The 12,907-nt window shown below is 60.1% G+C and carries 15 protein-coding genes; 6 read left to right on the top strand and 9 right to left on the bottom strand.

The window, feature by feature from the left end:
- Window positions 1–35: 35 nt before the first annotated feature.
- Together CE491_RS19145 and CE491_RS19150 are read left to right on the top strand one after the other, a co-directional pair.
- The gene (locus CE491_RS19145) at window positions 36–434 is read left to right on the top strand and encodes a YbaY family lipoprotein (protein WP_110949903.1); all 399 of its coding nucleotides are present in this window, start codon (window positions 36–38) and stop codon (window positions 432–434) included.
- Window positions 435–482: 48 nt separating this feature from the next.
- The gene (locus CE491_RS19150; protein WP_110949904.1) at window positions 483–1,172 is read left to right on the top strand and encodes a DUF4197 domain-containing protein; all 690 of its coding nucleotides are present in this window, start codon (window positions 483–485) and stop codon (window positions 1,170–1,172) included.
- A gap of 70 nt (window positions 1,173–1,242) precedes the next feature.
- Here the strand turns inward: CE491_RS19150 and CE491_RS19155 are convergent, their stop codons facing one another.
- Window positions 1,243–2,025 (bottom strand): class I SAM-dependent methyltransferase, encoded by a 783-nt coding sequence (locus CE491_RS19155; RefSeq protein WP_110949905.1) that lies wholly within the window; start codon window positions 2,023–2,025, stop codon window positions 1,243–1,245.
- A gap of 98 nt (window positions 2,026–2,123) precedes the next feature.
- Between CE491_RS19155 and CE491_RS19160 the strand changes: the two genes are divergently transcribed.
- Entirely contained in the window at window positions 2,124–2,753 is a 630-nt protein-coding gene (locus CE491_RS19160) for an energy transducer TonB (protein ID WP_110949906.1), read from the top strand.
- 109 nt (window positions 2,754–2,862) lie between these two features.
- Here CE491_RS19160 and CE491_RS19165 read toward each other — a convergent pair whose 3' ends face one another.
- The 6 genes from CE491_RS19165 to ppc all read right to left on the bottom strand — a co-directional run bounded on the left by CE491_RS19165 (window position 2,863) and on the right by ppc (window position 9,431).
- Complete coding sequence (locus CE491_RS19165) at window positions 2,863–3,561, bottom strand: extensin-like domain-containing protein (protein ID WP_110949907.1); 699 nt, start codon at window positions 3,559–3,561, stop codon at window positions 2,863–2,865.
- Window positions 3,562–3,609: 48 nt separating this feature from the next.
- Complete coding sequence (locus CE491_RS19170) at window positions 3,610–4,476, bottom strand: DUF72 domain-containing protein (RefSeq protein WP_110950020.1); 867 nt, start codon at window positions 4,474–4,476, stop codon at window positions 3,610–3,612.
- A gap of 2 nt (window positions 4,477–4,478) precedes the next feature.
- Window positions 4,479–4,772 (bottom strand): hypothetical protein, encoded by a 294-nt coding sequence (locus CE491_RS19175; RefSeq protein WP_110949908.1) that lies wholly within the window; start codon window positions 4,770–4,772, stop codon window positions 4,479–4,481.
- A 306-nt stretch (window positions 4,773–5,078) separates the two neighbouring features.
- The gene (gene tsaB, locus CE491_RS19180; RefSeq protein ID WP_110949909.1) at window positions 5,079–5,753 is read right to left on the bottom strand and encodes a tRNA (adenosine(37)-N6)-threonylcarbamoyltransferase complex dimerization subunit type 1 TsaB; all 675 of its coding nucleotides are present in this window, start codon (window positions 5,751–5,753) and stop codon (window positions 5,079–5,081) included.
- Between the two features lie 108 nt (window positions 5,754–5,861).
- On the bottom strand, window positions 5,862–6,509 hold the full coding sequence (gene adk, locus CE491_RS19185) for an adenylate kinase (protein WP_110949910.1): 648 nt from the start codon (window positions 6,507–6,509) through the stop codon (window positions 5,862–5,864).
- 285 nt (window positions 6,510–6,794) lie between these two features.
- Window positions 6,795–9,431, bottom strand: a complete 2,637-nt coding sequence (gene ppc, locus CE491_RS19190; protein WP_110949911.1) for a phosphoenolpyruvate carboxylase — start codon at window positions 9,429–9,431, stop codon at window positions 6,795–6,797.
- Between the two features lie 233 nt (window positions 9,432–9,664).
- Between ppc and CE491_RS19195 the strand changes: the two genes are divergently transcribed.
- The 3 genes from CE491_RS19195 to CE491_RS19205 all read left to right on the top strand — a co-directional run bounded on the left by CE491_RS19195 (window position 9,665) and on the right by CE491_RS19205 (window position 11,545).
- Window positions 9,665–10,009 (top strand): pilin assembly protein, encoded by a 345-nt coding sequence (locus CE491_RS19195; RefSeq protein WP_110949912.1) that lies wholly within the window; start codon window positions 9,665–9,667, stop codon window positions 10,007–10,009.
- Between the two features lie 280 nt (window positions 10,010–10,289).
- Entirely contained in the window at window positions 10,290–10,715 is a 426-nt protein-coding gene (locus CE491_RS19200) for a DUF4398 domain-containing protein (RefSeq protein WP_199885176.1), read from the top strand.
- A 47-nt stretch (window positions 10,716–10,762) separates the two neighbouring features.
- Window positions 10,763–11,545 carry an OmpA family protein gene (locus CE491_RS19205; RefSeq protein WP_110949913.1) on the top strand — a complete coding sequence of 261 codons (783 nt, stop codon included), beginning with the start codon at window positions 10,763–10,765 and terminating at the stop codon, window positions 11,543–11,545.
- A gap of 96 nt (window positions 11,546–11,641) precedes the next feature.
- On the opposite strand, the gene CE491_RS19210 is transcribed toward CE491_RS19205, so the two are convergent.
- Together CE491_RS19210 and CE491_RS19215 are read right to left on the bottom strand one after the other, a co-directional pair.
- Window positions 11,642–11,968: a hypothetical protein gene (locus tag CE491_RS19210; RefSeq protein ID WP_110949914.1), complete on the bottom strand. Its 327-nt coding sequence runs from the start codon at window positions 11,966–11,968 to the stop codon at window positions 11,642–11,644.
- Window positions 11,965–12,900 (bottom strand): alpha/beta hydrolase, encoded by a 936-nt coding sequence (locus CE491_RS19215; RefSeq protein ID WP_110949915.1) that lies wholly within the window; start codon window positions 12,898–12,900, stop codon window positions 11,965–11,967. The genes CE491_RS19210 and CE491_RS19215 overlap by 4 nt, the downstream gene beginning before the upstream one ends.
- Window positions 12,901–12,907: the final 7 nt, after the last annotated feature.

The raw sequence follows: 12,907 nt of genomic DNA on the forward strand, positions 1-12,907 counted from the left end.
TCTCGGTGCCTCAACACGACAAGGAGAACCACTTGATGAAACACCTTCTGCTGACCCTGATGGCCACCCTTCTGGCCGCCTGTGCCGATGCTCCGGACAATCTGCCCGGCACCGTCGACGGCGAGGTCTTTTACGTGCAGCGCATGGCCCTGCCGCCTACCGCAACGTTGAAGGTCACACTGCAGGATGTGTCGCTGGCCGACGCCCCGGCGCAGACCCTCGCCAGCGAGAGCGGACCGATCAAGGGCCAGGCCCCGCTGCCATTTCATCTGACCTATGATCAGAAGCAGGTCAAACAGGGCCACACCTACACCGTCAGTGCGCGCATCGAAGTGGATGGCAAGCTGGTGCTGATCAGCACCGAACGCTACACCGTCGACCTGACACTGGAAGAAAAACCGCCGATCAAGATTCGTCTGAATCCGGCCACATAAAGCGTTTTCACCCGACTTTTCCTTATTTCCAAAAAAGGACGTTACCCCATGCTGCTTCGCTCCCTCTCGATCACGGGCTTGTGTGCCGCACTGCTGCTGTCGGCCAGTGCCTTCGCATTGTCCCTGGGTGATCTGTCGCAATCGGACGCGACCGGTGGCCTCAAGGACGCGCTGACCCAGGGCGCGCAGATCGCCGTCAAGCAACTGGGCGTGCCCGGTGGCTTCAGCAACAACAAGGACGTGCGCATCGAGCTGCCGGGCAAACTTGGCAAAGTGGCGAGCAAGATGAAGCAGTTCGGCATGGGCGCGCAGGTGGACCAGCTGGAAGCCAGCATGAACCAGGCAGCGGAAGCGGCCGTGCCCCAGGCGCAGGCGCTGCTGGTGGATGCGGTGAGGAAGATGAGCGTGTCTGACGCCAAGGGCATTCTCAGCGGCGGTAAGGACTCGGCCACGCAATACTTGGACAAGAGTAGCCGCGAGCAGATCCGCGCCAAATTCCTGCCGATCGTCAAACAGGCTACCGACAAGGTCGGGCTGGCGCAGAAGTACAACGCCTTCGCCGGGCAAGCCGCAACCCTGGGTGTGGTAGATGCGAAAGACTCGAACGTCGAAGGTTACGTAACACAGAAAGCCCTCGACGGCCTGTTTGAGATGATCGCCAAACAGGAAGAAAGCATTCGCGCCAACCCCGCGGCGGCGGCGACAAGCCTGGCGAAGAAGGTGTTCGGCGCGCTGTGATCGGACTTGCTGTTTCATCCCGGCGCAGCGACCGAAGCAGCCAACCTGATCGGCACCCGACCGGAGGCCGCTACGGCTTCAAAGCCTTTTTTGGATAGATGTCATACCGACTGGACTTGCCATCCAGCGCATAGCCCGGCTTCGCGCCTTCGATGCACGGCGCCTTGCGGGGGCGCTTGACCACCACCCGGTGGGTGGCCAGCGCCAGTGCGGCTTCGAGCAGCGCCGGGGCGTCCGTGTCGTCGCCCACCAATGGCCGGAACAGGCGCATTTCCTTCTTCACCAACGCGGTTTTCTCACGATGGGGGAACATCGGATCAAGGTAGATCACCTGCGGCGGATCGCCTTCCCAGCTGCGCAATAGTTCGATGGAATTGCCGGTCATCAGGCGCATCTGACCAATGATCCCACCTACGTCCAGATCCTGAGCACCGCGCGCCAACCCGTCTTCGAGCAGCGCCGCGATGATCGGCTGACGTTCGATCAGACTCATCTCGCAACCCAGACTCGCCAGCACGAACGCGTCCTTGCCCAACCCCGCCGTTGCGTCCAGCACGCGGGGACGAACGCCGGGCTGAACGCCCACCGCCTTGGCGATCATCTGCCCGCTGCCGCCGCCGAACAGACGCCGATGCGCCGCTTTGCCTTCAACGAAATCCACCCGCACAGGCCCCGGCACATCGTCGCCCAACTGCTGCAATTGCAGGCCTTCATCGCTCACTTGCAGGGCGAAATCGGCCTCGGGATCCTCTAGCGGCAAGTCCAGACGCTCGGCCCACCGCGCGGCTTTTTCCCGACCATCGGAAGTCAGGGTTTCGACCCGAATGCGGCTGCCCGCTTGCTCCTCACTCATTGTGTCCACGCGTTCTAATTTTCTTAATGATTGGCAACATCTGCCGATAACGAAAGTATTCGGCATTTTGCCAGACCCACGGCATGTACTGAGCGCTTATGTCAGACATTCAGCAAACATCCTCGATAGGTTATTTATCGTACGCAGGCGATTACAGCGTACTCAATAGCCAAACCCTGAGCGGCGTCACGCAGCTCTGGCAGGATGCATTTGCCCGTGCAATGGCCCAGCACGCAGACGACAACGCCAGCGACACGCCTGAGCATCCCGTTGCGGTTGCGACGGACAGCGTGACCGGCGAGCCCATCGCGGGGGCCAAGACCCTGGGCAAGATCGTCGAACAGCGTCAATGCCCGGTCGAAGACAAGGAAATCGTCCCGCCGGAACCGCTGTTCCTGCCTATCGCCGAATTCGAATGGGATCTGGCCGACAAGCCTGCCACGCCTTACAGCGCCAGCGAACTGATCGAGCAGCAGCGCAATCTGGAATTCGACAGCAACTGGGTACGCCCGACCGTGCTCAATCCTTACGACGACAGCGTCGATCCGGGCCCTGGCCCTCAACCTCGCCCTTTGTTCCTGCCGATTGCCGACTTCGAGTGGGACCTGGCCGACAAACCTGCCATGCCTTACAGCGCCGAAGACATGACCGAACAACAGCGCCACCTGGAGTTCGACATTGGCTGGGCGCGGCCGATCGTGTTGCAGAATTTGCGTATGGCCGCGTAACAGCTCTGTTGGTGGACCCAGTTTTATGGGGGTGGGTCTGTGACATATTTATGTCTGACGCGACGCATCGCGGGCAAGCACGCCCCTACAGGTCGGGCTCACTGCCCTGTCAGCGACACACCCGCCAATGCCCCATGTCCACGTGAAAATGGTTGCGGTGCGCTGCGTTGTAATCCGGGCCAAGCACAGTATTGAACTGCTTACACGCGCCATCCCTGACCAGCCTCAGAAACTTCCCGTTATCGCCTTCATCCTTCCAATTTGTGAGCACCGAAATCCGGCGTCCGTCTGCCAGACGAAACCCTGCGATATCCAGTGCATTGGCCGAGGCATGCTGACTCAGGCGTCCTTCGCTGCGGTTGTAGACGTTGCGGCAGGCAAAACTGCCAAGGTGATCGATTTGCGTGACCTTCTGCCCGAACACCTCTTGCGCAGCGGGTTGCAGGCCGTGGATATCAAACAGCGCGTAGGCGACCGCCAAGGGGCAACTGGAGAGAAAACTGCTGCTGAGCGCGACATCGCCACCCTGGATACGCAACGTGTTGCTCAATGGGCATTTGGCGTCTGCGTCGCTGTCGGCCTGATGGGCGTAACGCAGTGTCGAGGTGTGCAGCGCCTGGTCGCACAACGCAGGGTCATTCTGCAGGCGCCAGAGCTTGAACGGGGTCAGCAGATTCGGTTGTTCACGAACGTCCAGCGGCGCCCATGGGTTCCAGCGATCAGCTACCGGCAGCCAGCCGCGCCATACCGAGATGGCGAGGCCCGCGCAGATCAGCAGCAATAAAAAGAACAGGGTCGAACCGCGCATTGGGCCAAGGTTTCCGCAGTAAGGACAGAGGCGTCCTCGTAATCGACCTTACAACAGGCCGAGTTGCTCCACTTCTGGCCCACGCTCAGGCGCTGGCAATTTGGGCAATCCCGGCAGCAATGTCATCAGTCGTTGGTGGAAACGTCGCGCAAGGTCGGGGGCTTGAATATTGTCCGGGGTGTGCAGAAAAACGTAAGGGGTGCGCCCTTCCTCAATCCAGCCAGCGACTTTTTGCGCCCACTGCTCGATGAAACGGTCATTAGCCTCCAACTCCGGGCGGCCGATGAAGCGCACCTGAGGAAAGTCCGTGAGCGCTGCCGGACGCACCGGGACTTTCGGCTTCTTCGATTGCGCGAGCAAAACCGCAGGATCCCTGGACGTGCAGCTGAACAAAGGTCTGGAATCCAGGCAGATGCGCTCGACACCGCGGTCCAGCAGCAAACGATTGAGGATCCGCTCGCCCTCGCCCTTGTCGAAGAACCCCATGTTGCGCACCTCGACCGCCAGCGCCCGACCTTCCAGCGCGTCGATGAAAGTGGCCAGCTCGCCAACCCGGTTGGGTGTGAAACTTGCGGGCAGTTGTAGCCACAGCGGCTGAACACGGGCGCCCAGCGGAGCGAGTAATTGCAGAAAGTCTTCAGCGGCGGTCAGATGTTCGCGCAAGTCACCGGCGTGACTGATGTCGCCGGGAAACTTGGCGGTAAAACGGAAATGCTCGGGCATGACCTGCGCCCAACGCTGTACGGTCGTGTCCTTGGGGCGGGCGTAGAACGTAGTGTTGCCTTCCACGGCATTAAACACTTGGGTATACAACTCGAGCATGTCGCCCGGGCGGGCATCTTGCGGGTACAGCGACTGCCTCCAGGCGTTTTCACTCCAGGACGGACAACCGATGTAGTAAGGCGGGTCGGGAATATTCAAACGTGCAGATCAAGGCCTGAGACTTCCAGATCCCAATCGACGAACGTGGAAGTTGTCAGATAGCTGCTCAGGGCGTGGGCAACCCGGCTGCTCATGGCGCGCGGGAAGATGATGTCCTGCTGGCGAGCTGGCACGTTGGCCGTGCTGCCGGTCTGACGGCGAGCTGTTTGCGGAACGACCTCGACGACGTCATCGATCACCTCTTCGAAGGCGTCATCAATCGTCGCAGAGCCTTTGCGTGGCTTACGCGTGATTGGGTACGAGCGTGGTGAAGGACCGTTGATCCGCATCGATGCTTACTCGGCGTCTTATAGTGGCAATTTAATCTCGCGAATGCTCTCCTGGCAATCTCGCGAACGATAACTAGACCACAGTTATTGCCAAATGTTTGAAGCCACCGGGCAGAAAATGTTTATTTGTCGCCGAACGGTAGTAAATGCTGTGACCTGGGTCGCAAATGAAGCGTGCGGGCCGGGACACTTTCCAGTTATGCCCTGTAGCGGCACGGTCGGGGACGTTCCGTTTGCCAGCGGTAACGTCGTTGATATCGCCACCGCCGGTAAGCCGCGCTGCTCAGGTTTTGTGCCGCATGCGGATCAACGCGCTTTCGGGGTGGCCACTTTGTCCCGCAGATACACCGGTTGTGCATCATCGGCAGCGATCGCCTCGCCCCGGTGCCAGGCGAAGGTGCCCAAGGTCAACAGATCCTGAGCGTGGGGCAGCATCGTGGCATCCTGGCCGGACAGGCTGACCGCGATGCGATCCGCGTAGCCCCAACCCGTACCGGCACCGAACCACTGGCCCGAAGCATCATCCGGCAATGCGGCGTTTTCCGGCGGCATCACGGCCTCTGCGCCCACCAGTCGCATTTCGCCTGCGGTCTCGCAATAGCAACCCCAGTACACCTCGTCCATGCGCGCATCGATGGCGGCCGCCACTTGCGTAACCCCGTGTTCACGAAAGGCGCGCTGAGCCAGTACCGCTAGATTGGACACCGGCAATACCGGCCGATCCAGACCGAACGCCAAGCCCTGTACTACACCGATAGCGATACGCACCCCAGTGAACGCACCCGGGCCGCGACCGAATGCGATGGCATCCAGCGCCGACAGCTCGATGCCCGCCTCGGCCAGCAGATCCTTGATCATCGGCAGGAGCTTTTGCGCGTGCAGACGCGGGATCACCTCATAGTGAGTCAGTACTTTGCCGTCGTGCAGCAAGGCGACTGAGCAGGCTTCAGTGGCGGTGTCCAGGGCCAGCAAGGTTGTCATCGGGGTTTCCACGGTTGTGCGAAAGGCGAGTGAGGGTTGTACTGAAAAGTGCCGCATTATAAACAACAACGACCCGCAAGCGGGCCGTTGTTCACTGCGCCGAGAAGATCAGGCCAGTGCTGCGTTCACCTTGGCGGTGATGTCTTCCACGGAGCCGACGCCTTCGATACTGCGGAACTTCGGCTTGCCGTCTTCGGCTTGCAGCTTCTCGTAAAATTGCACCAGCGGCTTGGTCTGGGAGTGGTATACCGACAGGCGATGACGCACGGTTGCTTCAACGTCGTCTTTACGCTGCACCAGCGGCTCGCCGGTGACATCGTCCACACCGTCGACTTTCGGCGGGTTGAAGATGGTGTGATAAACGCGTCCCGAACCTTCATGCACACGACGGCCGGAAATGCGCTTGACGATCTCTTCGTCGTCAACCTTGATCTCGACCACGTAATCGATCGACAAGCCTGCATCCTTCAAGGCTTCAGCCTGAGGAATGGTGCGTGGAAAACCGTCGAACAGGCAGCCGTTTGCGCAGTCCGGCTGCGACAGGCGATCCTTGATCAGGTCGATGATCAAGTCATCGGAAACCAGACCGCCGCTGTCCATGACGCTTTTGGCTTTCAAACCCAGCTCGGTGCCAGCCTTGACCGCTGCGCGCAGCATGTCGCCGGTGGAGATTTGCGGAATGCCGAATTTTTGGGTGATGAACGTAGCCTGAGTACCTTTACCGGCTCCGGGAGCTCCCAGCAGAATCACGCGCATTGTTGTGCTCCTCAATTTTTATAGAGATTTCGTCGGATTCGCCTAAATGGGGCCAATCACCTAAAAAGATTTACTGACCCAACGGCCAAAGGCTGATCAAGATACACAGCCGATTCATGCCGCACAAGACGCCGAAAGTCGCAGCAACCCGCGAAAAACCCGCAGCTTGCCCAGGATCAATACTCTGGTATGACCCGGCGCAACTCCAGGGATGTGTATCAGTGCCGATCAGGCGCGCACCGCGGGATGAAGGCTTTTGCCCTCACCCGCGGGTGAAAAGTCTCGTCAGCCGGTGTTGCGCAAACCGGCGGCAATGCCTGCGACAGACACCAGCAGCGCCTGTACCAAAGGACTATCCAGACTGGCCTCCTGGCTGCGGGACCGGGCCAGCAATTCGGCCTGCAATAGATGAAGGGGGTCGAGGTAAGTATTGCGCAGGCTGATGAACTCCAGCGTCTCGGGACTATGGGCCAGCAGCTGCGACTGGCCGGTCAGGCCAAGCACCACCCGGCACGCCTGCGACAATAGGTCGCGCAAATGTGCACCTAAATGCAGCAGGTCCGGTTCTACCAGACGTTCGTCGTAGAGCTGCGCGATATCGCTGTCGGCTTTGGCCAAAACCATCTCCAGCATGTCGATGCGCGTGCGGAAGAATGGCCATTGTTCGCGCATCTGCCCCAGAAGCTCACCCTGCCCGCGTTCGAGGGCCTTGTTCAGCGCGTCTTCCCAGCCAAGCCAGGCAGGCAGCATCAGGCGTGTCTGGGTCCAGGCGAAGATCCACGGAATCGCCCGCAGGCTTTCGATGCCACCTTCACGGCGCTTGGCCGGGCGACTGCCCAGCGGCAACCGACCCAACTCCTGCTCTGGCGTGGCTTGGCGGAAGTATTCGACGAACTCGGGGTTGTCGCGAACCACCGTGCGGTAGGCGTTCACGCCATCGGCCGCCAGCTCATCCATCAGTTGCCGCCAGGCAGGTTGAGGCAGCGGTGGCGGTTGCAGGGTCGCCTCCAATACAGCAGCCAGATAGAGGTTGAGGTTTTGCTCGGCGATGTCTGGCAGACCGAACTTGAAGCGGATCATTTCGCCCTGTTCGGTGGTGCGGAAACGTCCGGCAACCGACCCCGGTGGCTGCGACAGAATCGCTGCGTGAGCAGGTCCGCCGCCGCGCCCGACGGTGCCGCCGCGACCGTGGAACAACAGGAGTTCGACTTGCTGGGCGCGGCAGATCTCTACCAGTTTTTCCTGAGCCCGATACTGCGCCCAGGCCGCCGCCGTGGTGCCGGCGTCCTTGGCCGAGTCGGAGTAACCGATCATGACTTCCTGCGGGCCGTGCAAACGCAGGCGATAGCCAGGAAGGCTGAGCAAGTGTTCGATCACCGGTCCAGCGTTATCCAGGTCGGCGAGGGTCTCGAACAGCGGCACGACGCGCATCGGCCGTTGCAATCCGGCCTCTTTGAGTAGCAGTTGCACCGCCAGCACGTCGGATGCCGCGCCCGCCATGGAGATCACGTAGGAACCCAGCGAGGCCGCCGGCGCAGAGGCTACTTCACGACAGGTCGCCAATACTTCGGCGGTGTCGGCAGCTGGTTTGAAATGCGAGGGCAAGAGCGGACGTTTATTGCTCAGCTCACGCAACAGAAACTCGATGCGCGCTTCTTCATCCCACTCGTTGTAGCGCCCAAGCCCCAGATAATCGGTGATCTCGGTCATCGCTGCGCTGTGGCGGGTGGAATCCTGACGCACATCGAGCTTGACCAGGAACAGGCCGAAGGTGACGGCACGACGCAGGCAGTCGAGCAGCGGGCCGTCGGCGATCACACCCATGCCGCACTCATGCAAAGACTGGAAACACAGCTGCAAGGGTTCCAGTAATTCGCGGTTACTGTTCAGCACGTCTTCCGGCGCAGGTTGCGTGACGCTCAGCGAGGCGTGGGCCCAATTGCGCGTGGCTCGCAGGCGCTCGCGCAGTTTTTTCAACACGTGGCGATAGGGCTCGGCGCTGTCGCCAGCCACCGCCAGCAGCGCAGGGCTGGCCTGCTGCATCGACAGCTCTGCGGCCAGCTGGTCGACATCGCGCAGGTAAAGGTCAGCTGCCATCCAGCGCGCCAGCAACAGCACTTCGCGGGTGACGGCGGCGGTGACGTTGGGGTTTCCGTCGCGGTCCCCACCCATCCACGAAGCAAAGCGAATCGGCGCGGCCTCAAGTGGCAAGTGCAGGCCGGTGGCGGTATGCAGCGCATGATCGGCCTTGCGCAGGTAGTTGGGGATCGCCTGCCACAGTGAGTTTTCGATGACCGCGAAGCCCCACTTCGCCTCATCCACCGGCGTGGGGCGAATGCGACGAATCTCCTCGGTGTGCCACGCCTCGGCGATCAGGCGCTGCAACCGCTCGGTGATCTGCTCACGCTCGTGGCGGTTCAGGTCGCGATGATCGAGCGCAGCCAGTTGCGCGGCGATGGCGTCGTATTTCTGGATCAGGGTGCGGCGCGCCACTTCAGTAGGATGCGCGGTCAGCACCAATTCGATTTCAAGCTTGCCCAGTTGCCGCGCCAGGGCTTCAGGTGACTGCCCCGATTGCTTCAAACGCTCAAGCAGCTCGGGCAACACCCGTGATTCGAAAGGCTGCGGCTTGCTATCGTCGCGTCTGTGAATCAGTTGATATTGCTCGGCGATGTTGGCCAGGTTGAGGAACTGGTTGAAGGCCCGCGCCACCGGCAGCAGCTCGTCTTCGCTCAGGCTTTCCAGGTTGGAACTCAGTTGCTCGGTGCTTTGGGTCGAGCCCTTGCGTCCGGCCTTGGCGCTCTTGCGGATACGCTCGATCTTTTCGAGAAAATCAGCCCCGTGCTGATTGCGAATGGTGTTGCCCAACAGCTCACCCAACAGGTGAACGTCCTCACGCAATCGTGCGTCGATATCAGCCATTCAGCCTTCTCCTTCAGCGTTTTGTTGTTCTGTCCTGAGTCAGTTCGGTGATCCGAAACTGAACGCCCTCGTAAGTTTTGCCTCTATCTATGTGTATAGAGCGACAAATTCATGCTCATAAGCAACCCTTTGCCTCACAACTGCCGGGAGCAAGCTAATCTCATCAGCGAGTCCCACAAGGGCTCGAAAACTCGCCTGTGCCCGCCATCATGCGGGTCGTTGAAGAGGTCTCTATGAAAATCCGTGAGCTCGCAGAACACTGGGAAGACTCCGCCAAAGGCCGCTTGACCAAGACCGGCTATGCGGTTCACCTGGATGTGGAAGCCGCGGCCCGATTGGCCGCAATCGCCGAAATGTATCCCAAGCGCTCTGCAGAGGAACTGCTCGGAGAGCTGATCGGCGCCGCTCTCGAAGAGTTGGAAGCCAGCTTTCCGTACATCAAGGGCCAGCATGTGGTCGCCACCGACGAAGAAGGTGATCCGCTGTATGAAGATGTAGGCCCGACTCCAAGATTCCTCGCCCTCTCGCGCCGTTATCTGCAGGATTTGTCCGAGCAGCAGGACAGCTCGCAGCATTGATAGCGACGTCGTTTTCAGAATTCCCAAAGTGCCGCGCCGCGCCGTGAATTCGGGGTCGGCGCGTCTTTTTTTGCGCCAATTTCCGGGCGCCAGAGTTACAAGACGCAACAAAAGGCCCGTACTTAAGAGCAAAAACGTCTGAACTATTCAAAACACGCGCAGGTCCGAGCAGTTAGCCATTACAGAAAAAAGCCGACAGGTGGCAGAGGAATTGACCCGGAGTCATTCCCCGCCCGGGCCAGCACTGAAATGGAAAAAACTAGTTTTCAGGAGTTTCAGAATGGAGTTGACCATCATGAATACCAGCACTGCCACCACCACGTTCAAAGGCCCGCGCGGGTTGAAACTGGCCGCGCTGGCCCTGGGCACCAGCCTCCTGCTCGCCGGTTGCGCGGGCAAGCCGCCAAGCGAGCAATACGCCGTGACTCAGTCTGCCGTGAACGCTGCAGTCAGCGCGGGCGGTACCGAGTACGCAGCGGTAGAGACGAAGTCGGCTCAGGACAAGTTCAAGCAAGCCGAACTTGCCATGCAGGAAAAGAAATACGATGAAGCTCGCAAGTACGCAGAGCAAGCTGAATGGGACGCTCGTGTAGCCGAGCGCAAGGCGCAGGCGGCGAAGGCACAGAAAGCAGTGCAGGACGCTCGTCAGGGCGTCAATGAACTGCGTGAAGAAGGGCTGCGCCAGGCACAGCCGGTCAGCCAGTAACCCTTCGCACTTCATGCATTGCCATTGATTTAAAGGACGAAACTATTATGCGTAAACAAGTATTGATCCCTGCCCTGCTGGCCCTGAGCGTTGGTCTGGCTGCCTGCTCCTCGCAACCGAACGTGAACCTGGAACAGGCCCGTACCAATTTTTCGGCGCTGCAAAGCAACCCGAAAGCCACCGAACTGGCGGCGCTGGAAACCAAGGACGCCAGCGATTGGCTGAACAAGGCGGACGCTGCCTATCGTGACAATGACGATCAGAAGAAAGTCGACCAACTGGCGTATCTGACCAATCAGCGCGTTGAGTTGGCCAAGCAGACCATCAACCTGAAGACCGCTGAAAACGATCTGAAAAACGCCGCGGCCCAACGTGCCCAAGCGCGTCTGGATGCCCGTGATGCGCAAATCAAGGCGCTGCAGAACAGCCTGAACGCCAAGCAGACCGAACGCGGTACGCTGGTGACCTTCGGTGATGTGCTGTTCGACCTGAACAAAGCTGAGCTGAAGTCTGCGGGTCTGGTCAATGTGAACAAGCTGGCGCAGTTCCTTCAGGAAAACCCTGACCGTAAGGTGATTGTAGAAGGCTACACCGACAGCACCGGTTCGGCGAGCTACAACCAGTCGCTGTCCGAGCGTCGCGCGGGTTCCGTGCGTCTGGCGCTGGTGAAAATGGGCGTCAGCCCCGATCGCGTCGTTTCCCAGGGTTATGGCAAGGAGTATCCGGTCGCTGATAACTCCAGCGCTTCGGGTCGTGCGATGAATCGTCGTGTAGAAGTGACCATTTCCAACGACAACCAGCCGGTCGCGCCGCGTTCTTCGATACAGTAATCCGGTTGTAGCAACACATTGAAAAGCCCTGCCTGTTGACGAACAGGCGGGGCTTTTTTGCGGGTGGGGTTCGGTTAACGCTCTACCCACATCTGGTTACCGGGTCTGCCGAGGCGTCTCCTGCCCCATGCACCGCACAGCCTGCTTGCGCTCATTGACCAGCACCCCGGTCAGCCCCTTCTGCTCGGTGTCGAACAACACCATTACCCCTTCGACGCACTGCGCAACCTGCGGCGCGGGCTCAAGTGCGACCTTGTAGTCCTGGCCGGGTATGGTCTTGAGCATCGTGAACTGACTCAACTCCAACGCATCCTCTGGCCTGGCAAAGTGCAGATAGCCGTAATACCACAAGACTCCCACCGTCCCGAAAATGCAGGCAATGCCAGTCAGCATCTGTGGGATGAGGTTACGTTCTTCGCTCATTGCGGGGTCTCTGTGGGCTGGGTTTGCGATGGCGCAGCGTTTTGGCTGCTCGTATCAGCATCGGGATAATTGGGGATTTCGGCCAGGCGCCGCAGACCGTTGAAGTGCAATGGATCGTCGAGATAACGAACCATCACTTCCCGCCAGGTCGGATCGGCGAAGGTCTGCACATGCGGGCCACGGGTCAGTTGCAAGACCCGTGGCGGCGGCGCAGCCTGATACAGGCTGATGCCGTTGTGCAGCGGCACCTGGGAATCGTCCAGGCTCTGAAACATTAGCATCGGCGTGCCCTTGAGCTGCGCGATGCCATTGATGGCACTGTCGGCGTCCGGGATCACCCAGGACAACGGTCGTTTGAACGGCCACGTCAGCCAGGAGGTGCCAAGGGTGTAACGGGCCACCTCGCGATAGCTGGCAGGCACGCCATCGAGCACCAGCGCCTTGACCCGCGAGCGCTGCTGAGGATGCTCTGCGAGATAATGCACGCCCAACGCGCCACCGATGCTTTGTCCCAACACCACCAGCGGCTTGCCCTGGACTTCAGCGGCTTTATTCAACCAGTCGAATGCGGCATCGATGTCCTGATAAATCGCTGGCAGGCTGGGCTCGCCCTCGGATCGGCCGTAGCCGCGGTAGTCGAGCAGCAACACTTGATAGCCCTGCTCCGGCAGCCACCAACTGCCGCCCAGATGCCAGGCCATGTTGCCGCCGTTGCCGTGCAGATGCAGCACCGTGCCCTTGACCGGCACGCCTTCTTTTACAGGTAAAAACCAGCCATTGAGCTTGGTGCCGTCGGCTGCGGTGAGGGTGATTTCCCGATAGGTCAGATGGGCTTTTTCCGGCGTCAGCGGGACGGCGCGTTCGGGGTAGAACAGCAGTTGGCTGCAGCCGGCGAGGCAAAGCAGGAAGGCCAGCGAGGTGAGCAGCTTCAAGCGCGAA

The organism is Pseudomonas bohemica, assembly GCF_002934685.1.
GTDB classification, from domain to species: domain Bacteria; phylum Pseudomonadota; class Gammaproteobacteria; order Pseudomonadales; family Pseudomonadaceae; genus Aquipseudomonas; species Aquipseudomonas bohemica.